Source organism: bacterium, from assembly GCA_030704665.1.
GTDB lineage: Bacteria > Patescibacteriota > Microgenomatia > Woykebacterales > RBG-16-39-9b > JAUYID01.
The window spans coordinates 798768-824649 of record JAUYID010000009.1; the positions used below are offsets into that span (position 1 = coordinate 798768).

Below are 25882 nucleotides of genomic sequence, written 5' to 3' on the forward strand. Positions count from 1 at the left end.
TCAAAAAGACACCGGGGCAAGGAAAAGAACCTGCTGCAATCTTTCCAGAGCAATGATATTGGAGCCAAACTCAACGTTTTGCCCGACCAGATTGTAAAAATTGTTTGAGTCGCTGCCTGCTTTTCCTCCGAGAATGTCTTGCAAAATTTCCAAGCTAGAAGCTCTTGACACTACCTTTTCTGGCTCTACAAAATCCGGTTTTTGATTTATTTTGTCCAGATCCATTTGGAAACTTAGCTGAACTCTTTGCTTTGGGTCCTTAAAAAATGGATTCACTCCCAAATCGTTTAGAACTTTGACCGGAATCTCGGACCGAAAACTAGCTGAGACCAAAAAGCCGCTCTTTTCCTCAACGACCAAAACCAAGTGGCTGTTTTTGGCCTCGATTTTAGCAGAAAAAAACTCATCGACTGTTTCCGGACGTAAGTCTGTTGAAAATTGGAGGTAGTTTTGACCATCCTTTCTGACGACTTCTCTCTTTAACGAGCGAAAACGAAGCTCAGAACTTTTTAGTCCCTCCTGAAGAAATCTTTTTACCTCTTTTCTTAGCTCCTCGTCGCTTTTTACTTCAGCTTGCAGACTGCTCGCCAAATCGTCCACGTCAAGGGCATACCAACGGCCATAAATCCTAGCAAGATCCAAACCAAAAAGGGGTTGGAAAAAATCAACCTTGAAAAAAAGTTTACTTTCTTTTTCCAAACTTTCCAAATTGATCAACTTGATTCCTTCTTTTGGACCCGCAGTTCCGACAAGCCTTGCTTGATATGTTTTCTCCTGACTTTTGTCAAACGCTCCCTCGAAGTTTAAATGCAGGGCTGTCTGGCCGTTTTGTGAGAGCACCAAGTCTACGTTTTCTCGAGCTGAAGTCAGTTTGGAGTTTTTGTAAAAGGCAGTTTTCAAAACTTGGTTATTGGTTTTGGGTATTAGTGGAAGAGATCCGAGAGCGACATCTACTCGATTCACCAATCCTTCCGAAACAAACCAAGGCCGCAGCTCACTGTAACTGACAAAAAGCAAAAAAGTAACTATTCCCGCAACTACTAGCAAAGCTATTTTTACTACTTTTCCTGATTTTAACTTTGACTTTGGAAGTATTTCTTCTTTTTTCTTAGACATTTTAATGTAAGGGCTCCAAGCGCAGAAATTGCAAAACTTTTAGTAACGTCTTTGTCAAAAGATTCACCGCCTCAACTCGGGCGATCACCAGAGTAAAGACAGCTCCAATCAAGGCTCCGGCCAAAACATCACTTGGGTAGTGCACTCCAACAATTACTCTTGCTAAGGAGTAAGTCAGGGCCAAAAGTAGGCTCAGGGAGCCCAAACGCTTGTTGGTAAGCCAGATAGCTGTAGCGAGAGCAAAAGCAACTGCGGATGCGTTGGAAGGAAAAGAGGAATCGGTTGGTTTGTAGTAAAGTAAGTGAGTTGGGATTTCGAGAAAGGGACGAGCGCGAAAGTAGTTCAAGTTAATTATTTTTATCAGCAAATTACTTCCCCCAACTGCAAGCGTGGCCACCAACGCTAAATTTTTCTCTTTTTTTTCTCCTAACAGCCAGAGATAAAAAAGGGTTAGAGCTAGAGAGACCGGAACAAAGTATTCATTGACCAAGAAGCGTAAAACTGGCTGTAAAACAGCTAGCTCTGAAAAAGAATTCAAAAACGAAAAAACTTCTTTGTCTAAAGCCATTTTCTTTTTAGCCTCCCCAAAATCAAGCTAGTAAACAAAGAGGTCAGCGCGCCAAGACCAAAAATAAAGAAGAGCTGGGCACCTTCAACGACCGTGTGAACATTCCTGTCTTTGGAAAAGAAAAACCAAAAGTAAGTAGCAGCGAGAAGAATTGTTCCCAATTTTAGGGCCAGCCCCTCTGACAAAAAACTAAATCTTGCCTTTGGTAGACAAGCGGCAGCGAGAAGAATCACCCCAAGGCCGGAAAAGAAGCTAAAAAGAAAGTAATCAATGACAAAAATCTGGTCCATTTTTTGGAGTTTACTTTAAATTAACTGCCTTGTGAAGTTGAAGAACCTTTTCTTCCCCAAGCAATTTGGTTCCAAACTCTTTCGTGAACGAAATACAGGGCGAAGCCGAGAACAAGTTTGGCAACGGCAAACTTCGAAGCAAAATCAAACTCTCTAGTGATAAGGTAAGCCAGAGAAAAGTCGGTCAAAAAGATGATGCTTCGCCAAGAAACGGATTTTAAAATGGAACGGGTCGAGGTTTCGTGCATAATCAGCGGTTAACTTGTTCTTTGTCGGCAACTAAGTGCTTCATTGAGTACTCGTCGCGCAAAAGCTTTTTTAATTGTTCCAAGCTGACACCGGTTTTTTTGCCTGGGTTTAAGATTCCATGAGGATCAAAGATTTTTTTGACACGCTCAAAAAGTCGGTACATTTCTTCTCCGTACAATTCTTTCAACCAGGGTGAGCGCATCAAGCCATCATTGTGTTCACCCGAAGTCGTCCCACCCAATTCAATCACCATTTTGTAAAAATCATCCGTCAGATCAAAAATTTTCTTTCGATCTTTTTCACTACTCAAATTCATAAAAGGTTGCATATGGAGATCGGCATCTCCGGCGTGTCCCCAAACTGCAATTTGCAGGTCGTATTTTTTAAAGAGTTCGTAGGCTTTCTCAAAAAAATCAGGTAGCAAGGCGGCATTGACCGTGCCGTCTTCTATAATAGGTAGGGCTTTCGCTACCCCCGGTATTGTCCACATCACTGCCGCAGCACTTCTGCGCAGTTTCCAGAGTCTAGCTTGATCCTCCGGTTTTTCTTTTTCGACCCAGTGATAGGTGTGTTTTTCCAAAATAGTTTTCGCCGCTTTGACTTTTTTCTTGATCAGCCCAGGCTCCGGATCATCAAATTCGGCGAGCAGGACAATCGAGGGTAGTTCAGCCGGAACTAGACCAACTAATAAATCAGGATTCTGTTCGTTGACAAGCATGATCAAGTTTTTGTCGACGATCTCAAGAGCACTTGGTTTGAGGTGGAGCAGTTTCAGGGTTGCGGCCCCAGCTTCATGAATGTCGCGAAAGTAACCAACCAAAAGAGCCACTTTTTGAGGCACTGGAGCAGTCTTTAAAGTGATTTCGGTGATAATACCCAGCGTTCCTTGCGAGCCGGTGAGCAGTTGCCCGAGATCAAAACGGTTGTAGCGGTCAACCTCAGCAAGAGCATAGCCAGTAGAATTTTTGCTGACATGTGGACGGGTCTCCTTGATCAATTCCCAGTTGTGAACAAGCAGATCGTCGAGCGCTCGATAGATATCTCCTTCAAAATTTTCTTGCCTTTTTTTGGCTCCAACCTCATAGCCATTTAAAGGAGCAGTTTGAACCAACTCCCCGTTGGCCAAAACAACTTTGAGTGATTCAACATATTTTCTGGTCGCACCGTACTTGACTGTCTTTTCCCCAGCCGAGTTGTTCGCTACTGCCCCACCAACCGTACAGAGCTCAATTGAGGCTGGGTAGGGTGGTAAATAACGGCCAAGTTTTTTCAAACCCGCTTGAAGTTCTCCATAGCGCACTCCCGGCTCGACTCGAACAAAATCAGGACCCACTTCAAGGATGTGATTCATGTAACGGGTCGTATCAAGAATGGCCCCGTCGTTGAGTGGGCCTCCGGCTTGATCAGTACCTTTACCTCTAGGGGTAACAGAAATTTTGTGCCCTGCCCTCGCCAGCTCATTGACATAGCGAACTAAGTTTTGGATGTCCAGGGTGTCTTTCGGGTAAACGACTACTTCTGGTTTGATCTGAAAAATACTTCCGTCAGTGGAATAGTAGTCTAAAATATCGTGGGAGTGCTCGACATCGCCTTTGAGGATATCTTTCAGTTTTTCGAGGTAGGCAGTCATCTGATTTTAGTATAGCAGTAGCGGTCAGGCAGCTGCAACGCTTCAGGGGCTGATAACGAGATAAAAATCAGAGACATTTGACTCCAGTAATCCAGTCTCAAGACTGTCCCCTAGTCTTTGGAAAAATTCAAAAGAATCGGCTCGGGCAAGAAACTCATCCGGGTTCAATCCTAAGTCCTCAGCTCGTTTTAACGAAGTTTCATCTCCGACTGCTCCGGCAGAATCAGAGTGATCGTGACCATCGCTTGCTGCCGCAATGATGACTTGGCCCTCTTTAATATTTTTTAGGTTAGCCAAAACTAGATGTTGGTTGCGTCCTCCCACTCCGGCAGCAGCCACTTCAACACTACTCTCACCACTAGCCAGTAGTACTTCTCCGGCTTGAGCGCTGTTAAGTAATTTCAAGCCTAATTCCCCTGCTTCACCCTCCAAATCCGTTCCCAAAATTTTTATTTTCCAACCTAGTTCCCCGGCCTTGCGGGCCATCGCGCCGACGACACTGGCCGGGTCTTGCATGATTATGTTGCTGACTTTCTCAAAATACTTTTCTTCTTTTGGTGTTTCGGAAAATTCCAGTCCCTCCAATTTCAATTTATCCCAGACCCCGCGTTTTTTTAATATCTTTTCTGCTTCCTCAGAAGTCGACTGATCCAAAACCGTGGCTCCCGAAGCAATAGTAGAAAGATCGTTCCCCGGTACATCGGAAAAAATCAAAGAGACTATTTTTGCTCGGTAAGCAAGTTTAGCCAGTCGACCTCCCTTTATCTCCGAGAGGTGTTTTCTGACGACATTGAGCTGCCGGATATCAGCTTCTGCCTCCATCAAGGCTTTTGAGATCTCGGCTTTTCTCTCAACTGAAATTTTGTAAGGAGCAGTCATCAGAGCTGATCCTCCCCCAGCAATAACAAAAAGGACTAGGCTTTTTTCATTACTTTCTTTGAGTAGTTGAATGATTTTCTCGGTTGCGGCTACATTTTTTTCACTCGGTTCGGGATGAGTTCCAGCGAAAGGTTGAACTTTCTTTAGCGCACCGACCCGGACATCAATAACTACCCCATCCTTCAATCTGTCTTCAAGTAAATTTTCTAGTTCGACCACCGCGTCAAAAGAACCTTTGCCAATACCGAATAAATAAATATATTCTTAATCGTTTAAATTGAGGGTCTCGCTTTTTATCTTGAGTAAGTCTCCCTCCAACCGCACGTTTTTTTTGATGACGTCTTTGGTCCGAACTCCTTCGAAACCTGCTTCGATGATTTCCAGTGCAGTTTTTCGGATCCGAGTAGTGGCCAAAGAAGAAAAGTTTTTGATAATCATTTTCCGGCTAAAAACTAAAAAAACTTGCTCACTTCGAAGTTTATTTTTCCGACGATTGGCACCCGCTTTTTGCGCCCCCTTAGCGAAGAATACATACCATAAACCCAAAGAATAAAGAAGGAGAAATAGATCATTGTCGCAAAAATACTTCGGAAAGGGTCTGGGAAAAGTCGAACCGTTATCAAAGCCAAAGCCCCGCTACCGATCAGCAAAAAGGACTGATTACCATAAAAAACAGCATAGTCAGATTTTTTGGCTAGAGCAAAAGGAAGGAAAAAAAGTACCCAAGCGGAAAAAGCAATAATTTTCTCTTTGGTCGTCGGTTTTTCCTGTTCCATTCTTTGGTTTTAAGTTTAGTTGAAGAGAGAGTCAATTACAATTGGATCAAAAGGTAGCGGCGTCGGAATCGTTGGCTTTCAGGTCTGTTTCAGCACTATCAAGGTCAGTAGTATCCAAAGTGTTCAAAGCTTTGTCGAGATCGGCGCTGGAATTGACCGTCGGAACTGCACTTGAAGTCGATGTTGGGGTGTTGGTTGATTTAGCTGGTTGGTTGTAAACAAAGAAGTAATAAACCACAGCAGCGAGCAAAAGTACCGCTACTAGCAAACCAAGTAGCAAGGCAGTCTTGTTGTTTGTTTTTTTTGGTTCTGCGCTCACTGTCGGCTTCTGAACTTGATTTTCGTCCATGGTTAGTTAGAACTTTCTGCTGAGCTAGTTGCTTCTTTTTCAGCTTTTCCAATTGCACTCTTAACCCCAACGATAAGATCCCTGATTGATCTGCGGTAGCTCTTGAGTGCTTTGACCCCGGCACGAAAGTCATCTTTGAAATTTTGAATTTGTCCTTTGGGATCAGTACCACTGCAGTCCAAACTTTCAGCAGATTGGCTTGCCGCGTCCAGTGCAGTTTGGGCGAGAGCCTTTTTCTCGGTAATAGTGTTTTTTAGATCATCATAGTTGGGAACGGTGATCCCTCTAGGTAAGACTTTGTCGGTGTAAAAGGTTTCAACCCGAGTCGCGATCAAGCCAAAAATTTCAAACTGCCTCTCGGCCCGCTTGACTAGTCTCTCCGAGCGGTTGATGATAATATTTTTTCTGGTTTCACAAACTCTGAGTTTGACCGCGTCAAGTTTTTCTTTGTGACGGGCCGAGCGAGTGGCGATACGGTCTTCCCGTTCTTGTTCAAACTCCTTGATCCTACGCTCAATCCTATCTTTTAGGTCGTGATCCTCAGGATCGTCTTTCCCTTCCTTGGCAAAAACAGGAGTAAGTGAAGTAACTACAAACAGTGAAGAGGTGAGGAGGAAAAGAAACTTTCTCATTGATAATCACTCTATCTCATTTGGCAAATTTTGTCAAAAAGAGCTTTCTTAAGAAGAGTTGAAAGGCGTCGGCAGATTAACGTGACTTTACATTCATATACCTACGCAAACAAAGGAAGGTCATCCCAAATTCAAAAATAACTAAATATAACGGGTACAAGTAGCCGGATAACTGAGATTTATCCGCGCCCAAAAAAGCAAGGGCCGAAGCTACCGCAAAAAACAACCAAAACAAAATATCCTCATCCTTCGGGTCTTCAAAAACCTTTTTGTAGGTAGGAATTCCACCAATGAAGTGGGCGAGCAAACCAATTGATAAATTTAAAAGTGGGAGTTTTGTAAACAACCAAATGCCTAAACTAATAATTAATAAAAGGCTAGCAATAAGTTCCGTCGGACCAAATGTTTTTTTAGATTTTCTCAAGGACAAAATAAGTACGATAGAACTACCGAAAAGTCCCAATCCAGCCAACAATATTACTGAAAAACTGTTTTTCAAAGCAACAACACTGGCAAAGGCATTGACAGATAAAAGTAACCAAACAACTCTACTGTAGATACTCGGATAGTATTTGTTCTGAAAAATTGATTTTATGCCAACGTAGTAAGAAGCAGCTACAAACAAACCTATGAGAAAGTTCATAAACTTAGTATATCAGCTGCGGTTGGGGAGTGAATTATTGATTTGGCTCGGGGGCAGGGATTCGAACCCCGATAAGCAGATCCAGAATCTGCTGTCCTACCGTTAGACGACCCCCGAAAGTGAATGTATTTTACCAGATTGCCACTCCAGCCTCAAATGCTTTAGAATTTATTTATCTTAAAATTTATTCGAAGAAATTGGAAAAAACTAATTGGGTTACTAGTAATTGCGCTTGTGCTTGGGTATTTAGCATTTTCTTTGTTTGCCGCCCATACTCTCACCAAACCACTGAGTCGTTATTTGGACAAGTCGCCAAAATTAATTTCCGAAAAATATGAGGATATAAATTTCACCACGGAAGATGGTTTAAAACTAACCGGCTGGCTTTTAAAGCCGCAAAATCAAAGTGAAAAACTAATCATCTTTGTTTCTGGTCTACGGGGCAATCGTACTGATGAAGGCTACGACACGGTCAGAATTTCTCAAGAACTACTGGCCAAAGGCTATAATATTTTACTTTACGATCCTCGCGCTCGTGGAGACTCAAAGGGAACTCGCTACACTCTAGGCGACAAAGAAGCCAAGGATGTGGTTGCTGCAGTTGCCTTTGCCAAAAACCGTGGTTTTCTCCCGGAAAAAATTGGTTTGGTTGGCAATTCCACAGGAGCAATCAGTCTTCTGATGGCAATTGATAGAGTCAACGATGTAGGGGCGGTTGTAATTGACAGCGCAGCTGCTCGTTTTGGCCCGATCATAACCTCTCGTCTTTGGGTTGAAACTCACGTTCCTTTTTTCTTTGAGCCAGGTATTTTCTTTTTTGCCAAGACTTTTTTTGGGGCAGATTTTGCCGCAATCAAACCGATCGAAAAAGTAAAACTTGTTCCTAGCCGAAAATTCCTCTACCTTCACACCACCAACGACCACTCGGTTTTACCAAAAGAAAGCGAGGAACTCTTGGCCAGTTCCAACTCAGGTAGTAAACTTGTTCTCTTTCCCGACGGAGGACACATCGAAACTTACAAAAAGAACCCGGCTCTGTATCGAGACCAGGTTTACAAATTTTTGGACGAAGAGCTCGGCCCGTAGAAAATTGTTTTTTTTAATAACTAGTCGTTGGGAAAATCAGAGTAAAAGTAGTTCCTTTTCTTCTAGCAGTCTTTACCTCCAAATCCCCTTTCATTGCCTTCATCAAACTCTTGGCTACGTACAAGCCTAAACCCAAACCTTTGATTTCTTTGTCATTGGTTGCTTGGGTATAAAGTTTATCAAAAAGGTGTTTCTTTACTTCATCACTGATCCCCGCACCACTATCTTCAACGCTTAAGGTTAACCTGCTCAAACTGCGCTGCGAGCCAATTTTCACTCTGCCATACTCTGGGGTAAAACGCACCGCGTTCTCAACCAAAATTGTCAGTATTTCGATCAAGCGCTCCGGATCAACTGAGACCTGATAGTTAGCTGGTACGGAAACTACCAAATCAATCTTCTTTTCTTTGGCATCAGTGGAGATTCCTTTGAGAGCGTCTTCAACTGTTTTTTTCACATTGATAGTCTGGATATAAAACCTGATTTTGCCAGTTTCCAAACGAGAAACTTCCAGCAGTAAGCTGACCAAATTTGCCAATTTGTTCGCTGTATAAAAAGCTTTTGAAAGTTTGGCATTAGCGGCAGCCTTCACCGAAGACTCATTTAGCAAAAGCTCAAGGTAACCCCGAATGGCGGTAATCGGACTACGCAACTCATGAGAGATGATGAAAACAAACTCATCTTTGAGCTTACTCACCTCTTCAAGTTGCTCAATCTTGACATCTTCTTCCTTCTTTTTTGAGTTCGAAACTTCAGAAGAAAGTAGTCTTCCGTAAGAAGCAACCAAACCTATTGCCCAAATATGGAACCCCAAAACTGAAAGTACTTTTGGTCCGGCTGTTTCTAAATCAGCTAAACCCTGGATAGTGATAAAACTAAAAGCGCTAGCCACTATTCCGAAGGTAAAGGAAAGGGGCATGTTGGCTGCAACATTCAGAATAGGCAGGAAATAAAGAAAAAGAAAGTAGCCGTTCAAGCCACCCGTGAAGTTAACCACCAAAGAAATAGCAACGACATCGACCACAGCCTCGATAAAATTTTTAGTTCGGCCGGTAAAATCTTTTGGGGTGAGACGATGCCAAACGACCGAAAAGGCAGCAGTGCTCAAGGCGATCAAAATAACAATTGGTCGGTTTATTTCAAACGGAAAGGGTAGCTGAATGATGATCAGTCCCATAATGACAGTAATATAGGTAAAGTACTCACCCAGTCTTTCCTGTCTTTTCAGATTTTCTTTCGAGATAGAGTCTTCTGTCATTTAAATTTTAATAGTGAATTTAAAGCTAGTCCCTTGATCAACCTCTGACTCAAACCAAATTTTTCCTCCTTGTCTTTCAACTAATTGTTTGGTAATAAAAAGGCCAAGTCCAGTACCTTTGGGTTCAGCCCGATCGCCACGATCAACCCGGTAAAATTTTTCAAACAAGTGCTTTTGAGCTTCTTGGGGAATTCCAAAACCTTGATCTTGCACCTCTACTACGACCATACCTTCCTTTTTTTCTAGACTCACCTTGACCTCTTTGCCCGGATAAGAGTACTTGATTGCGTTGTCGACCAAGTTGGCAATCACCTCGTGAAGTCGACCTGAATCGGCTTGAACAATAAGTTGGTTTTTTGGCGGCTCATAAATTAGCTTGATGTTTTTTTCGTGGGCGGGAAAAGTAAAGTCCGACATAGTTGAGGCGATAACTTGTCCCAAATCGACATCCTTGATCTCAAGATTTAGCTTGCCTGACTCAAGCCTCGAGAGATCGGAAAGATCACCCACCAAACTTGCCAAGCGGTCAGAATTTTCCTGGGTTTTTTGCAAAATGTCATTTTGTTCTGCTTTGAAGTTTTTTGCTTCTTGAGCTAAATCCTTGAGGTACTCTTGGAGAAACCCAATCGGCTCTTTAAGTTTGTTGGAGATAATAAAAACAAACTCATTTTTTACCTGATCAACAGCCTCAACTTTCTCCATTTTTGCTTCTTCTTCACGCCCCTTCGCCGCCTTTTCCTCCTGGAAAATAAGCCACCCGTAGCTGGTCGTCAAAAGCAATCCCCAAGTATGCAAAAACCCCATGCTAATACTTTTGCTTCCCAAACTAGGATCAGCACTTCCCAAAAAAGCTTCCAAGCCGATGAAAAATGTAGCCAAGACTACAACGGCAACTGTTTTCATCATGGTCATACTTGCCGCGGTCGTAATAGAAGCGACATAAAAAAGAAAAATCACTGCGCTCTGCGAACCTCGAGTGAAATGCACCACAACCTCAATGAAAAAGATGGTCAACAAGGCAAAAACAAAGTTTTTAGTTTCTCCGGAGAATTTTTTTGGTAGAAGCCGAAACCAGGCCACACTCAGCCCGGCAATGATGGCAATTGAGATATGAAGACTTCTTTGGTCAAATGTGAATTGGAAGGGTAAAAAGGAAAAAAAGAAACCGCCAACAATCGCTATGTAAGTAAAAATTTCTGCTAGAGCCTCAAAGTGCAGGTATTTTTCTTTCGCACTTTCCTCTATTCTCGCATCGGCAGTTTCCATTCTTCCTTTATGTTAGCAGGAAAAGCCTTAATCAGAAAGCTTGGCTACTACCTGACCTAGTCTCGCTAAAGTTTTTTCTTTGCCAAGAGCTTCGAGAGTATCGAAAAGAGGCGGTGTTGCTCTACTTCCAGTGGCAGCAAGGCGAAGTGTCATAAACAAGTCACTATTTGACCAATCAATTTCTTTTTGCTTATTTTTAATAGCTTCTTCAATTTTGTCTTTTTCCCATGAATTTAACTGCTTTAATGGTTTTTCAAAAATTTCCAAGACCTTCTTTGTCTCTTCCTTCGTTTTGCCCTTTTGCACAAGAAGATCAACAGCAATCTCGCTATCTTCAAAAAAGTAACTTACTAGTTGATCAAACTCGGACAGCTTCTTCATTCTCTCCTTGACCAAAGGTAAAACCAATTTCATTTGTGCTTCTGAAAACTTGGTAAATTTTCCTTTTATTAACGTGCTTGCCAAGTCTGTTTCAGAAATTTTTCGGATATACTCTCCGTTGAGCCAATCAAGTTTTTGGTTATCGAAAACTGGTCCCGCCGGGTCTACCCTTTTTAAATCCAGTTTTTCAACGAATTCCTCAAGACCAAAAATCTCTTTCCCGTCTGGCATCGACCAGCCCATCAGAGCAAGAAAATTGCGTAGAGCTTCGGGCAAATAGCCTTGCTGCCGATACCAAAGAACTGAGACTGGGTTTTTCCTCTTTGAAAGTTTTGATTTATCTGGATTGCGCAGCAGAGGCAAATGAGCAAAAACCGGTAACTCCCAGCCAAAAGCTTGGTAGAGGAGGACATGTTTTGAGGTAGATGAAAGCCAGTCTTCCCCTCGAATCACGTCAGTGATCTCCATCAAGTGATCGTCGACCACGGCAGCAAGATGATAAGTGGGAAAACCATCGGATTTCAACAAAACTTGATCATCAATGTCAGAGTTTTTGAAAGTGACTTTGCCCCGGATCAGATCTTCAAACGAAGTTTCTCCTTCTTTGGGAACTTTGAGACGGACAACTGTTTTTGTAAGCTGCGTGGGAGGGTTTTCCCTGCACTTTCCGTCGTAATGAGGTACTTGTCCTCTGGATTGTTGTTCCTCCCGAACTTTTTGCAATCTTTCTGAGGAACAGTCACAATAAAAGGCTGCGCCTTTTTCCACCAGTTCTTGCGCATGTTTTTTGTAAATTGAAAGTCTTTCTGATTGTTTGTAGGGCCCAAAGTCTCCTCCTTGTTTCGGACCTTCGTCGGCTTTGAGACCAAGCCAGTCGAGAGCTTCGTAAATTTCTTCTTCGGCTCCTTGAACGAGTCTGGTCTGATCGGTATCTTCAATACGAACGATGAAATCTCCCTTGTTTTTTCGAGCAAAGGCGTAGTTGAACAGCGCCGTGTAGGCAGTACCAATGTGAGGGTCTCCCGTCGGAGAAGGAGCGATTCGGACTCGAGTTTTCTTTGACATGAGACGATTATAGCTTCTCAAGTAAGTTTTAAACAAGTTGGGCCGAACTTGAAGCTCGGAGTACCTTTCCGTTATACTAAAAAGAAGAGATGAACCTGTCCCAAACCGCCATTGAAGCACGTTTGATCATCCGCTGGGCTCTGATCGCTATCGGAGGAATCATTTTTCTCTGGTTTGTTTTTATCACCACTCGGGCGATTGTTCGAGCTCTTTTGCCCAAAGAGCCCGTTCTTCCGACGGTAGCATTTGGAAGGTTGCCGACCCCGCTTGCTACCAACGGTGCCATTTCGGGGGCCTCAATCGAAATTGACACTCCTGATGGCAGTCTTCCCTCTTTTCCCTCAATGGTCAAGGTTTACGCAATACCCCAACCAAGTGGAAAAATCAATTCTTTGGATATCGCCAGCAAAAGAGCGGGCCAATATGGAATCAACGGCAATCCTAAGGCTCTTTCTTCTACTTTGTACCGCTGGCAAGACAAGGAAAGACCAGCACTCACTATCACTATCGATATCGTCACCGGTAATTTTAACTACAAATATGATTGGGTCGCAGATCCCAAAGTACTCCCCAAATCTTTTGACAAAGACGAGCTTCTCGCCGCTGGACCACGAGCACAAACCTTTCTTGGGCAGGGTTTTTCGGGCTTCAATGATTTTAAAGACGGTGAAGTAAAATCAAGCTATGTCCATATTTCCGGCTCAGAAAGAAGCACGGTTTCTAGCCCTTCGGAAGCGAATGCAGTTGAGGTCGATGTTTTCCGCAAAAAACTTGAGAGTAAATATTCCGTCGTCAGCTTCCACCCAACTCAATCTTTGATGAGAGTCTTGGTCGTTCCAGATGTACCCAACAACAGTAGCGTTGATATACTCCAGGCCAGTTTTACTCATTGGGCAGTTGACTTTGACAATGGTTCGACCTACCCACTGAAAACTTCTTCGCAGGCTTTTGACGAGCTAAGGACGAATCGCGCTTATATTGTTTCAGGAAAACTGCAAGGTTTAGCTCGAGTAAAGGTAACTGATGTGCAACTTTCTTATTTAGAAACAGAAAACTACTCTTCCTACTTACAGCCGATTTTTGTTTTCAAGGGCCAAGCACAATCCGGAAAAACCAAAGCTGATTTCATCGCCTATGTCCCCGCCGTCAGCTCCGATTGGCTACGATCAATTAACTAACTATTTAGTCTTCCCTGATAAAATGAATTTTTAAAGCTAGTTTTTTTGCTGTTTTGTACTCGTCGGTAGCGCCTTTTGATTCTTGCCACCTTGGAGTCATAAAAATATGTGATACCCAACCACTATTTAGAATTTGCCTCCAAAAATCCTCAAAACTTTCAGCTGGGAGCTCAAAAGCATTGAGACGGGCAAAAACTTCGTTTGAGAAGACATCAACTGCTGAAAAAATTGGAAATTCTCTTTGTGCACGAACTTTGGCAGTGTAACCATCGAGAACCTCAATGTTTTTCTGAATTTTATCTGGTCCATCCGAAGTAATAATTCCTGAAACATAGCCAATAGACTTTTTCTTCCCATCCCCAGCAACGTGAAAGGCCTTGAAAACACCCTCTAAAACTTCTGCCAGGGTGCTTGCCTCTTTCACATGTTCTTGCAGCAACTCGGTCATAAACTAGTTAGATTTTAACCCTTTCCAAATCATTCTCAACAAAAATTGGGTTAAGCCCAAGTATTTCTTCCTTTAACATTAACTCGTCTGCAACGTAATTTAAAATAAAAATTGGCTTTTTGTGCAAGTAAGCAACTAACATCTCCAAGAGCACGTTTCCCCCAATGTAACCTTCAATATCCTTTTTCGTATGATTCAAAACTAGAATTGCGTCCGATTCAATTACTTTTTTGAAATGTTGTTTCATCAATTTGGTTTTTATTTTGTAATCGTCGGGGTTGTTCAGCCAAGTGCGTACTTTCGAAACGTCGAAATCATTACTTCTTTGCATTTTGCGAGCGATAAAAGGGATTTTAACTTTAAAACCAAGTTTCTTGAGTTCTTTTTCTGTACTTAAAACATCACGATAAAAATAAGCGCTGGAACACAGAGTGATTGTCTTTTTAGAAGTTTTCATGACCAAAAGAGCCTATTTTTTGTCCAGTTTTAAACCTAGTTCTTTGAGTTGCTTTTCATCGAGGCGGCTGGGTGCATCCATGACGGAGGTCTCCCCAGAAGAAGTGACCGGAAAAGCGACAACTTCACGAATCGAGCTTTCTCCGGTGAAAACGGCCGTCAAGCGTTCCAGACCAATCGCGATACCACCATGAACCGGTGCCCCATACTCATAAGCTTTCAGTAAATGACCGAAGTCAGATTCAATTTTTTCTTTCGAGTAACCCATGATTTTTAGAGCTTGTCTTTGAACCTCTGGTTTGTTGATACGAATACTTCCAGAGGCCATCTCAAAGCCATTGCAAACCAAATCGTACTGCAGGGAAGAAATTTTGGCGATCTCTTTTTCCGCTTTTAATTTTTCTTCGTCCTCTGGCTTTGGAGCGGTAAAGGGGTTGTGAGAAAAAGTCCAGGCTTTTTCCTCCTCATCTCTTTCAAAAAGAGGGAAATCGAGAACAAAGGCAAAGGCGAGCTCCTCAGTCTGGTTTTTGTTGCGGAGATCAAATTTGTCGGCTCCAAACTGCTTCATTGCTTCGGTATGGGTGAAACGAGGGAAAGGTTTTTCCAAAATCTTTTTCCCCATTTTTTCCGCGACAAAGGTTATCATTTCTTCGACTAAATTAAGGATGTCCTCTCTTTCAACAAAAGCCATCTCGAGATCGATCTGGGTATGCTCCATCTGTCGGTCAGCTCTCAAATCCTCGTCTCGAAAAGCGCGGGAAAGTTGGTAGTATTTTTCGAAACCGGAAATCATGAGCAACTGTTTATATTGTTGTGGGGCTTGAGCAAGAGCGTAGAAGTTTCCTTTTTGGTGTCGAGACGGAACAACAAAATCACGGGCGCCTTCCGGAGTTGTTTTAGTTAGGTAGGGAGTTTCAATTTCAACGAAATTTTCTTTGTTCAAAAACTCTCGAGCCGCGACCGCGATACGGTGGCGGGTTTTTAAATTAGTCTGCAGACGCTGCCGGCGTAGATCGATATAGCGGTACTTCATGCGCACCAGCTCATCTATCTCTGTTCCGGGAGTGTCAATGGGAAAAGGTAGTTCGTTGGCTTTGTTGATGAGATTAATTTGTTTCAGAGTCAGTTCAACTTTTCCTGTTTCCAAGTCTGGATTGACGTTTGCTTGAGGACGAGCTTTAACTTCTCCTACTACCTCAACGACGTCCTCCGCTCCCAGACTGTTGGCGGTTTCATAGGCCTGTTCTTCTTTTGGAGTCGCGACACTTTGGATCAGCCCTGAAGCATCACGAAGATCAAGGAAAATTATTTTACCGTGGTCACGTCGCGAATTTACCCAACCGGCAAGTTTCACTTCCTCCCCACCCTTTTCTGCTGCTTTGACGATAGGAATTCTTTTCATCGAAGGCCATTCTAGCTTTTTTCAGCTTGCTTGTCCAGCCTCGGCTAAATCTTTGATTCTAAACTCAAGATTGGTTCTCCCTCCCCAAGTATTTTTTACTAAATTGAAGACAATGTCTTTTTTTCCTTTTTTAAGGGGTTCTTCCCCAAAACCAAATGCAATCGCCGGAAAGATTCTCCCGTCTGGCAAACGCGAGGTCAAACGCAAATGATTTTTCTCTTTACCAACTGGCTTTTCTTCAAGAACTTCAACCTCTCGAAGCAAAAAAACAGGTTCTGGGTTTCCCATTCCGAAAGGTTCTAAATCTCGAACTGCCTCAAAGAGTTGGTCGTTAATTTCTTCAGCCTCAACCTGCGCATCTATTTTTAAAACCGGCGTTAGTTGTTCTTCAGTCAAAAGCTCCTCCGCAGTTTTAATCATCTTCTCCCGAAAAGGAGCGATCTTGGCTCTATCCAAAGAAAATCCTGCTGCCATGGGGTGTCCTCCGTGGGAAAGTAAGATGTCGGCGTGTTTATGAATTGCCTCTGTAATATTAAAACCCTTAATTGATCTGGCTGACCCCTTGCTAACTGGCAACCCTTCACTGATGACCGCCGAAGGACGGTGAAACCTTTCCGTCAGTCTTCCGGCAACCAGACCAACTACTCCTTGTTCATAATTCTTTGAAGAAACGACGAAAAACTTGGCTCCCAAATATTCTTTCTCTACCTGCTTTTTAGCATCTTCCAAAGCTGACAAGGTTGCTTCTTGGCGAAGCCGATTGGTTTGTCCGAGTTTTAATGCCAACTTGCTGCCTCGCTCTGGATTTCTTGTCAGCAAAAGTCGAAGAGAATCTAGGGCGCTTTCCATCCTTCCCATAGCATTGAGCCGAGGAGAAATGACATGGCCAATCTCGTAAGTTCCAATACTATTACTCAACCCTGCTTCCTCGTAAAGGGACTTGAGGCCGATCCGCTTGGAGGCGGCTAGGTTCAAAAGTCCGTTTTTGACAATGACTCGGTTTTCCCCAAGCAAAGGTACCATATCCGCTACCGTACCGAGGGTAGCTAGCTCCAAGTTTTTGAAGAACTGTTCATCTTGATCTTTCCCATATTCCGAAAGTAGGGCGGTCGCAAGTTTGAAGGCTACCCCACTCCCCGCCAAAGTGGTGGTGTGAAGGGTAGCGAAAGAAGAAGGGAGAACTTCTTGCGCCTGATGGTGATCGGTAATAATCAAATCTAGTTTTAGCTCTTTAGCATAATTTGCTTGCTCGATCGCAGTAATACCACAGTCTACGGTGATAACAAGCTTGGCACCTTCGCTAGACAAAAATTTTAAGGCTTCGTTGTTTAGACCGTAACCCTCACTGTGGCGCGAAGGAATATAGGGCAAGATTTTTGCTCCTAGTAAATCGAGGCTCTCCCAAAGGATGGCGCAAGCAGTGATACCATCGACGTCGAAGTCACCGTAAATATAGATTAGCTCTTTTTCGGTGATTGCTTTTTTTATCCGGGCAAGAGCTCGCCCTAGATCAGGAAAAAGTTTTTCCGGATCAGTCAGAAGATTTAAATGGGGGTGAATAAATTTTTCTTTAGAGTTCGAATCTTTTAGATTACGGTTGAGAAGTAGTTGATTTTTTAAATCTCTCTCAACCCGTGGAAAAACTTCCCAGTGCTTTGGCTCTAAACTACTCGCCATAAATATTGCTCTAGATCAACTTTATCCCCAACAACTTCCACCCCTTCCCTTTCCAAACGAGCTTTTTGAACCCCTGTTCCGCCAAAAGCAAAAGAAGGGGCGAGTCGGCCTTTCATATTGACCACTCGATGACAGGGAATTGCCTCTTCATCAGGATTTTGATGAAGGTAATTACCGACCAGACGGGGATTTGTCACTCCGGAAAGCAGGGCCAGTTTTGAGTAGGTCAGAACCTTTCCCTGGGGAATTTCTGAAGTTATTTGATAGACAATTTCTCTTTTGTTCATGGAAAACAATTTTACCACGGCAAAAACCAATCTAAAACGGGCATACTGACTACTTTTTCCTTCTTCTGTCCGTCCACTCCTGCCAAAGTACTAGAATCGGGGCGGCGTTAAAGATCGAAGAATAGGTTCCAGAAATGACTCCAACCAAAAGAGCGACAACAAACCAGCGGATTGAAACCCCACCGAAAAGCAACAGGGCGGAAAGAACAAAAACAACGGTCAGAGACGTATTCAGTGAACGACCGATGGTCTGCATGATTGAGTGGTTGACCGTTTCAGCAAAGCTTGGATAGGTCCGTTTGTTCAAATTTTCCCTGATACGGTCAAAAACAACAATCGTATCGTGGACCGAGAAACCAATGACAGTGAGTAGGGCGGTAACAAAAAGTGAGTCGATCTCAACTGCGAAAAAATGTCCCAAAATAGAGAAAACACCCAGGACCAAAAAGGCATCATGCAGCAAAGCAACGATCGCCGCCAGACCAAAACGCCAACTTGAGGCCGGGGCGGGAAGAGATCTAAACGCCCAGGAAATGTAAATCACGATCATGATTGAAGCTATCACCAAAGCAAGCAGAGATTTACGCAAAAGCTCAGCTCCGACTGTCGGTCCGACCGTTTCGTGGCGCAGCTCGGCCACCTTACCGTACTTCTTGTTTAGAGCAGAGATAAGGGTTTTGTAATTCTCGTCAGAAAGAGGCTTGGTCCGAAGCAAATAGCTTGATTGGCCAGTAGTCTGCACAGTGGAGACTTCAATCTTTGCTTCTTTGCTGACTGTTACTAGTTCACTTCGTTCCACTGTTTTCTCTAGGCGTATCTCAACTAAGGTCCCTCCGGTAAAATCAATTCCCAAGTTTAGCCCCCAAATCATTAGAGAAATCAAGCCGGGAAGAATGATCAGTCCGGAAAAAGCAAAGTACCAAAATTTTTTTCCAACTACATTTAGCATAGTGTTTTATCCTTTTGCGCTCTTGCGCCTTTTATTTACTTCCATTTCCAGCATTTCAAAAACTTCTAGCTCAAGTTCGGCGACCAGGGTGGTTATTTTTTCATCTAAGTTTTCGACCCGATCCTGCAAAAAACCAATCACTTCAGTTTCAGTGGCATAATAAAACTTTTCCAAAAAACTAGTCCGTTCGTCATCGGCGAGCAGATCCAACAAACCTATCAAGAGATGCTGTTGATAAATTTTAGCTAGTAAGTCAAGTAAATGCTCTCTTTCATGCTCTGCCAAGTCTAGCTGGGTGAGTTTGTTTTCGATATTTTCTTTGTTTGCAAAGCGTTCGTAGAGAGTAATCATTGCAAAACTCCTAAGGGCTTGGAAGCCTCACTATCATCAAGAAAAAGGAACAGAACTCCTTGTTTGGCTTTGGGTGGGTAAAGCCCCAAACCATCCATCACTTCTGGACTTCCTCCAAAATGCTTGCCAGTGCTAAGTGCAGGGCCAGCATCGGCAATGTCTCCAATCACTGCTTGCCCCGTCAAAGGGTTGATGGCAAGCATTCTCCGATGTTTAAACCATTGCCAGGCATTTGCTTGTCCCCAGTTCGGAGAGTCGAAGGTTTGCACCACCAGATAAAATTTTTCCATTTCAGCGTCACGTGCGGTCAGGCTTTGGCGGTTGGGAGCAAAATACCCATAGGCACCTCGACCACCTGCCATTCCAGTCCGACTGTAGTTTGCGCGCGCTACTTCCGAATCAAAGTGCGAATCAAAAGTATCCCCTGGATAGCGAGTCAAGTGAGACTCTGTGCCAATGTAACCATAGCTAGTGTTCAGTCGGTAACCTTGCAGTTCTGCTTTGACTCGAACGCCCAAGATTTTATAGACTGCTTGCTCAATTTTCCTTTCTTCCTCTTTTGTTAAGGGTCTTACCTCATGGGGAAGTTTCCCCAAAAGTTCTTTTCTCAACTCGTCTGTTCTGTCTTTCCCCGCTGTAACACTCGGCTTTATTGTTCCGGGAAGTAACTCTCTCTGCTGAAAAACTCCCGGTAGCTCTTTGGTTGGACTCAACCCTGAAGAAAGGAGCATCACTCCCGCCGCTGTTCCGGCTACGACACTTCGTCCTGTCTGACGCGCCACGTCCTCAACATTGATCCCCTTTTCTCTGACCCAAGTCAGACTCTCACCGTGTTTTTCTTCAAACACTGTGAGCAGGTCTTTGTATTTCTTTTCAAAACTTGAAGCCAAAAGTTTAAAGGCTTCGGTTTTTGCTTTTGTTTTAGGCATTTCGATAAACTAAGCGCAAAAAGTTTCTGGTCACGACAATAGCGGTAAACATTGAAACCAGAATCCCTATAGCCAAGGCGAGAGCAAAACCTTTCACTTGACCGGTTCCAAGCCAAAACAAAATACCGCTAGTGAGAAGTGAAGAGACATTCGAATCACGAATCGAGTTCCAAGCCCGGGAAAAACCAATCTCAGTCGCATTTATCTTTGATCTGCCTTCTCTGAGTTCCTCTTTCATTCTTTCAAAAATCAAGATATTAGCATCCACCGCCATACCAATCGAGAGAATAAAGCCAGCAATTCCGGCTAGAGTCAGAGTGACCGGGATAGTTTTGAAGACTGCCAAAACAATCAGGGCATAGACCAAAAGAGCCAAGTCAGCTAGTAGACCAACGACGCCGTAATAAATCAGCATGAAGGCAGCCACGATACTGATCCCGACTATTCCGGCGAAAAGACTTTTTTCCACAGACTCTTTACCCAAAGTTGCACCAATTGATTGATCAGAAATGATGTCAATTTTTTTCACTGGCAAAGCCCCGGCGGAGAGCTGAATTGCTAGGGTTTTGGCCTGATCAGGAGAATCCATACCACTGATCTGACCTTTGTCACGAATTTCACTCTGTACTGTAGCATAGTTGATGATTTGATCATCCAAAAAAGTCATCAATGGCTTTTGAATCAGCTCACGGGTAACTTTGGCAAACTTATCTTGAGAAGAAGATTTAATTTCAAAATTTACAACTGCCCCAGGAGTGGTTCCTTGGCCAGCGGAGTTAAAACCGGCATCCGCCCTTTGCAAATCTTTGCCGGTAACCCCTGTGGGTTCAGTATTTTCCAAGGTTGGTATCACCTCGGGTTTTGTGTAATCGACCCCCGCTTTAAATTTTCTAAACTCAAGCTTGGCGGTTTGACCCACCAGTTTTTTGGCTTCATCTGGGTTGTTTATCCCAGGCAGTTCAACAATGATCCGGTATTCTCCGGCAACTTTGGCGGTTTGCACCAGGGCTTCGGCGACCCCAAGCCCATTGACCCGTTTTTCAATCACCTCTTTGGCTGCCTCCAAAGCTTTGTCGCGATCGGCTGCGGCTACATCGGACATGTCCGCTCGCAAAGTCAAGGCAGTCCCACCCTGAAGATCAAGACCAAGTTTGACATCAAATTTTCTGGCGAAGCTTATCCCAAAACGACTTAGGTTGAGGTCTGGGCCTTTGAGAACTCGATCAACTTTGATTGGCCCGAGGTTAAATTTGACTGGTACGCTTGGCCAATCAATAAGAATAGAAGCAAAAACTATCAGTCCAATGAAAAGAAGGACAAATCTGGGTTTCTTCATCGCAGAGAATTATAATAGTAACGAAGCTAGAGAGTCAATCAGGCAAGAGTTTTGATAAAGTCCTCGATTGAGGGGTAGGCTTCCTCAAAAATTAGATATAAACTTTCCGTCTCTTTTTGCTCTCCAACCAAAATGCACTTCTTTCCCATCCCAAAAGCAACTCCAGCTTCCAGATGGGCTGATTTCCCGGCTGGAAGCAGTAGAATCAAGGCCGAAGATTCTTTCAAAGCATTCATACCTACGTCAAAAATTTCCTTAACGTGAGGGGAGTTTTTCCAGTTGGGTATGCTTTCGAATTTTTCCATGAATTGTTCTGGAGAGTAATTTCTTTCCCATTCCTGAAGTTTATACTCGGCTCCATCACTATCAACAAAGCAATAAACCGTTTTTCCTTTTGCCTTTATTTTCCCCGCAAAGTCTACAACCGTTTCCTTATTTCTCCACCTTGAAGCAATAAAGTAATCGTACTTCATCTTTAGCGGCTCATCTCTTCTTCGTCACCGAGAAGCATAACGTGGGGTTTTTCGAGAATTCCAACGACAAAGGGGTCACGGCGGTTTTTGCGGAAGGCGAACTCATCTTCAGTCATAACAGTGTAGTTTACTTCCCGACCCACTTCTTCTTCCGCCTCTTTAACTAGTTGGGCTAGCTGAGGCAAAACTACACTACCAACCACCAGAAGGTCAACGTCGGAAGCACCAAGCGGGTAGCGACGGATGTAGCCCCCGGCCAGAGTGGCAAATTTTATCTTGCCGAGCTTGCCTCGCTCGTGAATGATAGCTCCGCCAAGTCCAGAAGCCTTAGCCATCATACGAGACAGTTCGTCGAAAAATGAGTAGTCTTTGCGAAAACCGTAGAATTTACGGTTGGCCCGCGCTTCAGATGTAACCATACCCGCTTTTTCCATACGCGATAGTTCCGCCCGAACCGCGTTTATCTGCTCATTGACTGCTCTGACCAACTCCCGAACGTAAAAAATCTTGCCGGGGTTGGTAAAGAAGACCTGGAGAAGTTTGATCCTGGTCTTGGAAATAAAAAGATTTTTCAGGGCAGGATTACTTGCAGCTTGGTCTGTCATTTATCCTCCTTGGGCAAGTAAATCAAAATTATAATTTACTCTTATCATTTAAAAGAGACTGAAGAGCCAACAGGAACTATCTCAATCCAAATTTTGCCTCGATTGAGTTCTATCTCTTTGTTTCTTTTGTCATAAAATCGAGTTCTTCCTTCCCGTGAGCTTTTTTTCCACGTTCCGGTAAAAACTTTGCCGTCAGTAAAAATCTTGACCTTCCCTTTGCCAATTGTGCTCATGTGCAATCGACCGTGACCGCCGGAAACCGCTAGTTGTGTCGGGACATACTCAACAATGATATTTTTTGCTGTTAGTTGTTTTTTGGTTGCAGCATCAGTATGAACTAGGCCACCGTTTTTGCGCAAGTAAAGATTGGTCTTTGGGTCATAAATCCAATCAACATCATAACTTCCGATAGAATAAGAAGAGCCAAACTTTACTTTCAAAGAAAACTTTTTCGGCCGCTCCTCAGGCTCAGCTTCCTTATCTTTAAACAACCAAGATTCGATTGAGACTGGACCGGTATACCCTTTTTTTGCGGCGGCGGCGCGAAGCTTTGTGGTCGTTGTGTAAACATTGTGAGGGGCAAAACGAAAAGTTACTCTTTCATAGGTAGGCGCACCAAGACCAAATTGATCAAGGTCTTTGATACCGTACTGACGCACTTTTGCTTGTGCCTCGGGACTACCTCCGATATGAGCGTAGCCTGCCTTGTACTCGCTGAGCCAATCAAGAAAGTACGGCCGGTTACTACGCACTGGTCCCAATTGTGTATCGGGAGCTAAATAAATATTTAATGTGCGAGTAATGCCACCTTCAGCCAAGGCTTCATAGGTAATCTCGGCTTTAGCCATCCCAGTTTGAGGACGAGCGTCTGTATGGTTTTCAATCACCACTGCCAAAGGCAGCCGATTCTTCCATCTGTTTGCCTCAGTTTGAGTGTACAAAACCCCATTCAAAGGGTCAGGGACGTCTCTTGCTTCTTTTGGTTTGCCAGTCAGAAGTGTTCCGAGAGGAGAAAAAACTTTCTGCAAACTTTTCTCGATATAGCTGCGCCCGAACCAAAAGCCAAGACCGCCCAAAAGAACAATGAAGGAGAGGAGAACGACCACCACAAAAAATTTCTTGATCTTTGAAAGTTTTTTAAACCTTTTGATCCAATAAAACATTTATTCTTTGTTTCCCACCCAATCTAAGACTTCTGGGTACTAGTATTACCCATCAGCTTAAACTTTTTGATTTTGTTTTGCAAGACTTACCTACTTGCAGGCGAGGGTAGGCTTGTGCTAAAGTGGCCAGCAGCAATGCCGAAAAAAACTAGGGAAGAAAAAATTTTGGCCCGCTTACGCCGCCTGGAACAAGCCAAACAGTCTCCGGAAGGCGTAGCCCCCATGCCAAACTCCACAACAGCCGAGGCGACTTCATCTGCTTACAATATAAAAAACCTTCACAAAACTGAAAAAATCCCTGAGCCAGCAAAAGTCAGGACCGAAGTCGTGGACTATTCTTATGTAAAAACCGACCTACGGAAGACCGCTGTTTTGACAGCTGCTGCGCTGGTCATCGAGATTGGTTTGAGCCTGTTTTTGGGAGGAAAATCTATTTTTTGAGGTAGATTAGGCACATTTGCGCTTGACAGCCTCAGGTAGGTGTGCTAAGCTTTTTTTCGAGGCTGTTTAGCCTCATTTACGTTAGATTTTTAGTCACTTAGTCACTGCTCGAAGGGAGGTGACAGAAAAGATCAGAAAATCAAAGTTGAAGAACCACACTTTGATTTTTCCATATCTCAACTAATTATGGCTTCAATGTATTGTGTAAAATGTCGTGCAAAGAAAGAAGTTGCTAACCCAGAGCAAGTCACCATGAAAAATGGCAAAAAAGCTCTTCGAGGAACATGTCCAGACTGCGGAACCAAGATGTTCAAGATTGGCGGCTAGTTCTCTTTTGTACCATTAACAGAAAGGCCCCTAGTGATAGGGGTTTTTCTGTTTTGAGAAGTCATTGACAAGAAAACCGTTTGCTATTACGATTTAACAGTGAAAATTCTGCCGCTACTTGAATCGAGAAATGGTTTCGGGGTCCTTCTTTCTCTCGCTCTTTTCCTTTCAGCACTTATTACCAGCCTGCTTGCATTAAACACACGCAGCATTTATTCTCTTGCCGCCGCGGAAACACCCCTTGCCGCTTGCTATATCTCCCCAACTCCAAGTTCGGTGGGAGAGGATTTTAATATTTTCGGCTCAGGGTTGCCTAGCTCAAGTCCTTTATCTCTCAAAATGTCGGAGTCAGGAAACCAAACCTTCCTCTCTTCCCTAACCAACCCATCAGGAGAGCTTGCCGCAACTTGGCATTCAAATTTTGGTGGTACCGCCATCATTTACATTTATGATTCTTCTGGAACCCTTCTAACCAGCTGTTCTTTTGAAGTACTCTAATCTATTTTCCGGCGGAGAGAGTTTTTGCTGAAGAGTAATTCTTCTGAAGCGTCAACAAGACGGCTCCCAGTCCAAAAAGTAAAACAAAGAAAGCAACTATCCCTGAAACAATAGGGACAAAGCTAATAATTGTAAAGACAACCAGTCCCAGAAAAAAGGTTAAAAACCTTCCTGCCTGGCGGCCGCCTTGGTTGAGAAGAGCCTGACCAGCCCAGTAAACAACAAAGATTCGCACTACAAACAAACTTATCAAGTAAAGTGCGAGAAGAATCAGAGCAAGAGGAATCCCAACGATCGAAATCAACAGAAGCACAAAAGCAATTGGGGTCAGTATCAACGCCAAAAGCCCAAAACCGAGAGAGGCAAGTGGTCTTGCTTTCAGTGTTGCGACCGTTTCGTCGGCAAATTTTGGGAAAAAATGAAGCAAAAGAAACCCGAGAATCAAAATAGAAACAAAACTAATTATTTTCAAAAAGAGATTTACCCCCGCCAAAACTCCCAAAACCTTTTCTGTAGAAACCTGGGTTCGGGCAGGAAAAGTTTTCTTGGAAACAGTGCCTGCTACTTTCGCGTTTGAATCCAAAGAGAGATCGCGGTCACTCCAGTAGGTTATACTTCCACCTACTTTAGCTTTTGAGGTCAGACGTAGTTGCCCCGTCCCTGCATTTATATCACCGCCAACGGAATTCGAAATTGTTACATTTCCTGCACCCAGATAAACATCTTTAGCAATGCTTCCGGCTAAACTTAAATTTCCGGCTCCCGCCACTACCCCACCGGAAACTTCAGACTCCCCAGTCAAATCGACATTTCCTCCTCCAACAGTCAGGTTGCGACCAAGCTTTCCGCTGATAGAAACTTGTCCACCAGCCACACGCACATCTTGACTGACCTGCCCGGAGATTGTGACTGTACCACCAGCGGCGATGACGTCTCCATTAACCTTGCCGTCAATGAGGACTTGACCGGCGAAAGCATAAAGATCCCCGTTAATAGTTCCGGAAATTTCTGCACTATCACCAAAAGCAAAATAGTCTTTTTCAACTGTTTCTCCGGACGCAACGACAACTCTTTTGGGGGTTTCTTCTTTGGAATCCTTAGCAAAGGAGACAGGGGCAATGAAGAGCAAACTCAGCGCAGATAAAGCCAACAAAACCTTTTTCATCTCGGCAAG

The 25882-nt window shown here is 43.6% G+C and carries 32 protein-coding genes and 1 tRNA gene; 5 read left to right on the top strand and 28 right to left on the bottom strand.

All coding sequences use genetic code 11. The features are described 5' to 3' along the window. The 12 genes from Q8P13_04655 to Q8P13_04710 form a co-directional block, all read right to left on the bottom strand. Nucleotides 1-1116: a hypothetical protein gene (locus tag Q8P13_04655; GenBank protein MDP2671716.1), complete on the bottom strand. Its 1116-nt coding sequence runs from the start codon at nucleotides 1114-1116 to the stop codon at nucleotides 1-3. Between the two features lies 1 nt (nucleotide 1117). Then, nucleotides 1118-1684, bottom strand: coding sequence for a phosphatase PAP2 family protein (locus Q8P13_04660; protein MDP2671717.1), 567 nt, complete (start codon nucleotides 1682-1684; stop codon nucleotides 1118-1120). Beyond that, nucleotides 1675-1974 (bottom strand): hypothetical protein, encoded by a 300-nt coding sequence (locus Q8P13_04665; GenBank protein ID MDP2671718.1) that lies wholly within the window; start codon nucleotides 1972-1974, stop codon nucleotides 1675-1677. The genes Q8P13_04660 and Q8P13_04665 overlap by 10 nt, the downstream gene beginning before the upstream one ends. A gap of 20 nt (nucleotides 1975-1994) precedes the next feature. Continuing rightward, nucleotides 1995-2222 (bottom strand): DUF2061 domain-containing protein, encoded by a 228-nt coding sequence (locus tag Q8P13_04670; GenBank protein ID MDP2671719.1) that lies wholly within the window; start codon nucleotides 2220-2222, stop codon nucleotides 1995-1997. Between the two features lie 2 nt (nucleotides 2223-2224). Continuing rightward, nucleotides 2225-3853 carry an FAD-binding oxidoreductase gene (locus Q8P13_04675; GenBank protein ID MDP2671720.1) on the bottom strand — a complete coding sequence of 543 codons (1629 nt, stop codon included), beginning with the start codon at nucleotides 3851-3853 and terminating at the stop codon, nucleotides 2225-2227. A gap of 42 nt (nucleotides 3854-3895) precedes the next feature. After that, complete coding sequence (locus Q8P13_04680) at nucleotides 3896-4990, bottom strand: DUF4147 domain-containing protein (GenBank protein ID MDP2671721.1); 1095 nt, start codon at nucleotides 4988-4990, stop codon at nucleotides 3896-3898. Between the two features lie 6 nt (nucleotides 4991-4996). Further along, nucleotides 4997-5170: a hypothetical protein gene (locus Q8P13_04685; GenBank protein ID MDP2671722.1), complete on the bottom strand. Its 174-nt coding sequence runs from the start codon at nucleotides 5168-5170 to the stop codon at nucleotides 4997-4999. A 14-nt stretch (nucleotides 5171-5184) separates the two neighbouring features. Further along, nucleotides 5185-5508 carry a hypothetical protein gene (locus tag Q8P13_04690; GenBank protein ID MDP2671723.1) on the bottom strand — a complete coding sequence of 108 codons (324 nt, stop codon included), beginning with the start codon at nucleotides 5506-5508 and terminating at the stop codon, nucleotides 5185-5187. 46 nt (nucleotides 5509-5554) lie between these two features. Then, a complete protein-coding gene (locus Q8P13_04695) occupies nucleotides 5555-5857 on the bottom strand; it encodes a hypothetical protein (protein MDP2671724.1) in 303 nt (100 codons plus the stop codon). 2 nt (nucleotides 5858-5859) lie between these two features. Next, nucleotides 5860-6489 carry a hypothetical protein gene (locus Q8P13_04700; GenBank protein MDP2671725.1) on the bottom strand — a complete coding sequence of 210 codons (630 nt, stop codon included), beginning with the start codon at nucleotides 6487-6489 and terminating at the stop codon, nucleotides 5860-5862. Nucleotides 6490-6565: 76 nt separating this feature from the next. Continuing rightward, nucleotides 6566-7132, bottom strand: coding sequence for a hypothetical protein (locus Q8P13_04705; GenBank protein ID MDP2671726.1), 567 nt, complete (start codon nucleotides 7130-7132; stop codon nucleotides 6566-6568). A 43-nt stretch (nucleotides 7133-7175) separates the two neighbouring features. Beyond that, nucleotides 7176-7249: transfer RNA gene (locus Q8P13_04710), tRNA-Gln, on the bottom strand. Nucleotides 7250-7366: 117 nt separating this feature from the next. Between Q8P13_04710 and Q8P13_04715 the strand changes: the two genes are divergently transcribed. Further along, nucleotides 7367-8218, top strand: coding sequence for an alpha/beta fold hydrolase (locus Q8P13_04715; GenBank protein ID MDP2671727.1), 852 nt, complete (start codon nucleotides 7367-7369; stop codon nucleotides 8216-8218). 13 nt (nucleotides 8219-8231) lie between these two features. Here Q8P13_04715 and Q8P13_04720 read toward each other — a convergent pair whose 3' ends face one another. Genes Q8P13_04720 through gltX form a run of 3 tightly spaced genes read right to left on the bottom strand, consistent with a single transcriptional unit; the run spans nucleotide 8232 to nucleotide 12188 of the window. Further along, nucleotides 8232-9476: a HAMP domain-containing sensor histidine kinase gene (locus Q8P13_04720; protein ID MDP2671728.1), complete on the bottom strand. Its 1245-nt coding sequence runs from the start codon at nucleotides 9474-9476 to the stop codon at nucleotides 8232-8234. Further along, a complete protein-coding gene (locus Q8P13_04725) occupies nucleotides 9477-10742 on the bottom strand; it encodes a HAMP domain-containing sensor histidine kinase (protein MDP2671729.1) in 1266 nt (421 codons plus the stop codon). It lies immediately after the preceding gene. A 27-nt stretch (nucleotides 10743-10769) separates the two neighbouring features. Further along, a complete protein-coding gene (gene gltX, locus Q8P13_04730) occupies nucleotides 10770-12188 on the bottom strand; it encodes a glutamate--tRNA ligase (protein MDP2671730.1) in 1419 nt (472 codons plus the stop codon). An 89-nt stretch (nucleotides 12189-12277) separates the two neighbouring features. Between gltX and Q8P13_04735 the strand changes: the two genes are divergently transcribed. Beyond that, the gene (locus Q8P13_04735) at nucleotides 12278-13366 is read left to right on the top strand and encodes a hypothetical protein (GenBank protein MDP2671731.1); all 1089 of its coding nucleotides are present in this window, start codon (nucleotides 12278-12280) and stop codon (nucleotides 13364-13366) included. A gap of 4 nt (nucleotides 13367-13370) precedes the next feature. Here Q8P13_04735 and Q8P13_04740 read toward each other — a convergent pair whose 3' ends face one another. Genes Q8P13_04740 through Q8P13_04795 form a run of 12 tightly spaced genes read right to left on the bottom strand, consistent with a single transcriptional unit; the run spans nucleotide 13371 to nucleotide 23442 of the window. After that, nucleotides 13371-13814, bottom strand: coding sequence for a DUF4406 domain-containing protein (locus tag Q8P13_04740; GenBank protein MDP2671732.1), 444 nt, complete (start codon nucleotides 13812-13814; stop codon nucleotides 13371-13373). 7 nt (nucleotides 13815-13821) lie between these two features. Next, entirely contained in the window at nucleotides 13822-14271 is a 450-nt protein-coding gene (locus tag Q8P13_04745) for a hypothetical protein (GenBank protein ID MDP2671733.1), read from the bottom strand. A 12-nt stretch (nucleotides 14272-14283) separates the two neighbouring features. Then, nucleotides 14284-15672, bottom strand: a complete 1389-nt coding sequence (aspS, locus tag Q8P13_04750) for an aspartate--tRNA ligase (protein ID MDP2671734.1) — start codon at nucleotides 15670-15672, stop codon at nucleotides 14284-14286. Nucleotides 15673-15693: 21 nt separating this feature from the next. Beyond that, a complete protein-coding gene (gene recJ / locus Q8P13_04755) occupies nucleotides 15694-17349 on the bottom strand; it encodes a single-stranded-DNA-specific exonuclease RecJ (GenBank protein ID MDP2671735.1) in 1656 nt (551 codons plus the stop codon). After that, nucleotides 17334-17636: an MGMT family protein gene (locus tag Q8P13_04760; protein MDP2671736.1), complete on the bottom strand. Its 303-nt coding sequence runs from the start codon at nucleotides 17634-17636 to the stop codon at nucleotides 17334-17336. The genes recJ and Q8P13_04760 overlap by 16 nt, the downstream gene beginning before the upstream one ends. Before the next feature lie 49 nt (nucleotides 17637-17685). Further along, a complete protein-coding gene (gene secF / locus Q8P13_04765; protein ID MDP2671737.1) occupies nucleotides 17686-18585 on the bottom strand; it encodes a protein translocase subunit SecF in 900 nt (299 codons plus the stop codon). Nucleotides 18586-18591: 6 nt separating this feature from the next. After that, on the bottom strand, nucleotides 18592-18936 hold the full coding sequence (locus tag Q8P13_04770) for a hypothetical protein (protein MDP2671738.1): 345 nt from the start codon (nucleotides 18934-18936) through the stop codon (nucleotides 18592-18594). Then, nucleotides 18933-19865, bottom strand: coding sequence for a hypothetical protein (locus Q8P13_04775; GenBank protein ID MDP2671739.1), 933 nt, complete (start codon nucleotides 19863-19865; stop codon nucleotides 18933-18935). The genes Q8P13_04770 and Q8P13_04775 overlap by 4 nt, the downstream gene beginning before the upstream one ends. Beyond that, nucleotides 19858-21201 (bottom strand): protein translocase subunit SecD, encoded by a 1344-nt coding sequence (gene secD, locus Q8P13_04780; GenBank protein MDP2671740.1) that lies wholly within the window; start codon nucleotides 21199-21201, stop codon nucleotides 19858-19860. The genes Q8P13_04775 and secD overlap by 8 nt, the downstream gene beginning before the upstream one ends. Nucleotides 21202-21239: 38 nt before the next feature. Further along, a complete protein-coding gene (locus Q8P13_04785; protein MDP2671741.1) occupies nucleotides 21240-21674 on the bottom strand; it encodes a hypothetical protein in 435 nt (144 codons plus the stop codon). Between the two features lie 2 nt (nucleotides 21675-21676). Further along, nucleotides 21677-22279 carry a hypothetical protein gene (locus Q8P13_04790; GenBank protein MDP2671742.1) on the bottom strand — a complete coding sequence of 201 codons (603 nt, stop codon included), beginning with the start codon at nucleotides 22277-22279 and terminating at the stop codon, nucleotides 21677-21679. A gap of 44 nt (nucleotides 22280-22323) precedes the next feature. Further along, nucleotides 22324-23442 (bottom strand): DUF3048 domain-containing protein, encoded by a 1119-nt coding sequence (locus Q8P13_04795; GenBank protein MDP2671743.1) that lies wholly within the window; start codon nucleotides 23440-23442, stop codon nucleotides 22324-22326. A gap of 135 nt (nucleotides 23443-23577) precedes the next feature. Between Q8P13_04795 and Q8P13_04800 the strand changes: the two genes are divergently transcribed. The 3 genes from Q8P13_04800 (at nucleotide 23578) to Q8P13_04810 (ending at nucleotide 24708) form a co-directional block, all read left to right on the top strand. After that, complete coding sequence (locus tag Q8P13_04800; protein MDP2671744.1) at nucleotides 23578-23883, top strand: hypothetical protein; 306 nt, start codon at nucleotides 23578-23580, stop codon at nucleotides 23881-23883. A 186-nt stretch (nucleotides 23884-24069) separates the two neighbouring features. Further along, nucleotides 24070-24210: a DUF5679 domain-containing protein gene (locus tag Q8P13_04805; GenBank protein ID MDP2671745.1), complete on the top strand. Its 141-nt coding sequence runs from the start codon at nucleotides 24070-24072 to the stop codon at nucleotides 24208-24210. 99 nt (nucleotides 24211-24309) lie between these two features. Next, nucleotides 24310-24708 (top strand): hypothetical protein, encoded by a 399-nt coding sequence (locus tag Q8P13_04810; protein MDP2671746.1) that lies wholly within the window; start codon nucleotides 24310-24312, stop codon nucleotides 24706-24708. Between the two features lies 1 nt (nucleotide 24709). Here Q8P13_04810 and Q8P13_04815 read toward each other — a convergent pair whose 3' ends face one another. Beyond that, nucleotides 24710-25873 (bottom strand): polymer-forming cytoskeletal protein, encoded by a 1164-nt coding sequence (locus Q8P13_04815; GenBank protein ID MDP2671747.1) that lies wholly within the window; start codon nucleotides 25871-25873, stop codon nucleotides 24710-24712. Nucleotides 25874-25882 lie beyond the last annotated feature (9 nt).

Excerpts from the sequence above, each read along its gene's own strand:
- Q8P13_04735 (MDP2671731.1), top strand. The coding sequence starts at position 12,278 with ATGAACCTGTCCCAAACCGCCATTGAAGCACGTTTGATCATCCGCTGG.
- aspS (MDP2671734.1), bottom strand. The coding sequence starts at position 15,672 with ATGAAAAGAATTCCTATCGTCAAAGCAGCAGAAAAGGGTGGGGAGGAA.
- Q8P13_04670 (MDP2671719.1), bottom strand. The coding sequence starts at position 2,222 with ATGCACGAAACCTCGACCCGTTCCATTTTAAAATCCGTTTCTTGGCGA.
- Q8P13_04675 (MDP2671720.1), bottom strand. The coding sequence starts at position 3,853 with ATGACTGCCTACCTCGAAAAACTGAAAGATATCCTCAAAGGCGATGTC.
- gltX (MDP2671730.1), bottom strand. The coding sequence starts at position 12,188 with ATGTCAAAGAAAACTCGAGTCCGAATCGCTCCTTCTCCGACGGGAGAC.
- Q8P13_04705 (MDP2671726.1), bottom strand. The coding sequence starts at position 7,132 with ATGAACTTTCTCATAGGTTTGTTTGTAGCTGCTTCTTACTACGTTGGC.
- Q8P13_04725 (MDP2671729.1), bottom strand. The coding sequence starts at position 10,742 with ATGGAAACTGCCGATGCGAGAATAGAGGAAAGTGCGAAAGAAAAATAC.
- Q8P13_04775 (MDP2671739.1), bottom strand. The coding sequence starts at position 19,865 with ATGCCTAAAACAAAAGCAAAAACCGAAGCCTTTAAACTTTTGGCTTCA.
- Q8P13_04785 (MDP2671741.1), bottom strand. The coding sequence starts at position 21,674 with ATGAAGTACGATTACTTTATTGCTTCAAGGTGGAGAAATAAGGAAACG.
- Q8P13_04690 (MDP2671723.1), bottom strand. The coding sequence starts at position 5,508 with ATGGAACAGGAAAAACCGACGACCAAAGAGAAAATTATTGCTTTTTCC.
- Q8P13_04660 (MDP2671717.1), bottom strand. The coding sequence starts at position 1,684 with ATGGCTTTAGACAAAGAAGTTTTTTCGTTTTTGAATTCTTTTTCAGAG.
- Q8P13_04655 (MDP2671716.1), bottom strand. The coding sequence starts at position 1,116 with ATGTCTAAGAAAAAAGAAGAAATACTTCCAAAGTCAAAGTTAAAATCA.
- Q8P13_04790 (MDP2671742.1), bottom strand. The coding sequence starts at position 22,279 with ATGACAGACCAAGCTGCAAGTAATCCTGCCCTGAAAAATCTTTTTATT.
- Q8P13_04800 (MDP2671744.1), top strand. The coding sequence starts at position 23,578 with ATGCCGAAAAAAACTAGGGAAGAAAAAATTTTGGCCCGCTTACGCCGC.
- Q8P13_04805 (MDP2671745.1), top strand. The coding sequence starts at position 24,070 with ATGGCTTCAATGTATTGTGTAAAATGTCGTGCAAAGAAAGAAGTTGCT.
- Q8P13_04685 (MDP2671722.1), bottom strand. The coding sequence starts at position 5,170 with ATGATTATCAAAAACTTTTCTTCTTTGGCCACTACTCGGATCCGAAAA.
- secF (MDP2671737.1), bottom strand. The coding sequence starts at position 18,585 with ATGCTAAATGTAGTTGGAAAAAAATTTTGGTACTTTGCTTTTTCCGGA.
- Q8P13_04740 (MDP2671732.1), bottom strand. The coding sequence starts at position 13,814 with ATGACCGAGTTGCTGCAAGAACATGTGAAAGAGGCAAGCACCCTGGCA.
- secD (MDP2671740.1), bottom strand. The coding sequence starts at position 21,201 with ATGAAGAAACCCAGATTTGTCCTTCTTTTCATTGGACTGATAGTTTTT.
- Q8P13_04815 (MDP2671747.1), bottom strand. The coding sequence starts at position 25,873 with ATGAAAAAGGTTTTGTTGGCTTTATCTGCGCTGAGTTTGCTCTTCATT.
- Q8P13_04695 (MDP2671724.1), bottom strand. The coding sequence starts at position 5,857 with ATGGACGAAAATCAAGTTCAGAAGCCGACAGTGAGCGCAGAACCAAAA.
- Q8P13_04795 (MDP2671743.1), bottom strand. The coding sequence starts at position 23,442 with ATGTTTTATTGGATCAAAAGGTTTAAAAAACTTTCAAAGATCAAGAAA.
- recJ (MDP2671735.1), bottom strand. The coding sequence starts at position 17,349 with ATGGCGAGTAGTTTAGAGCCAAAGCACTGGGAAGTTTTTCCACGGGTT.
- Q8P13_04770 (MDP2671738.1), bottom strand. The coding sequence starts at position 18,936 with ATGATTACTCTCTACGAACGCTTTGCAAACAAAGAAAATATCGAAAAC.
- Q8P13_04665 (MDP2671718.1), bottom strand. The coding sequence starts at position 1,974 with ATGGACCAGATTTTTGTCATTGATTACTTTCTTTTTAGCTTCTTTTCC.
- Q8P13_04745 (MDP2671733.1), bottom strand. The coding sequence starts at position 14,271 with ATGAAAACTTCTAAAAAGACAATCACTCTGTGTTCCAGCGCTTATTTT.
- Q8P13_04720 (MDP2671728.1), bottom strand. The coding sequence starts at position 9,476 with ATGACAGAAGACTCTATCTCGAAAGAAAATCTGAAAAGACAGGAAAGA.
- Q8P13_04760 (MDP2671736.1), bottom strand. The coding sequence starts at position 17,636 with ATGAACAAAAGAGAAATTGTCTATCAAATAACTTCAGAAATTCCCCAG.
- Q8P13_04700 (MDP2671725.1), bottom strand. The coding sequence starts at position 6,489 with ATGAGAAAGTTTCTTTTCCTCCTCACCTCTTCACTGTTTGTAGTTACT.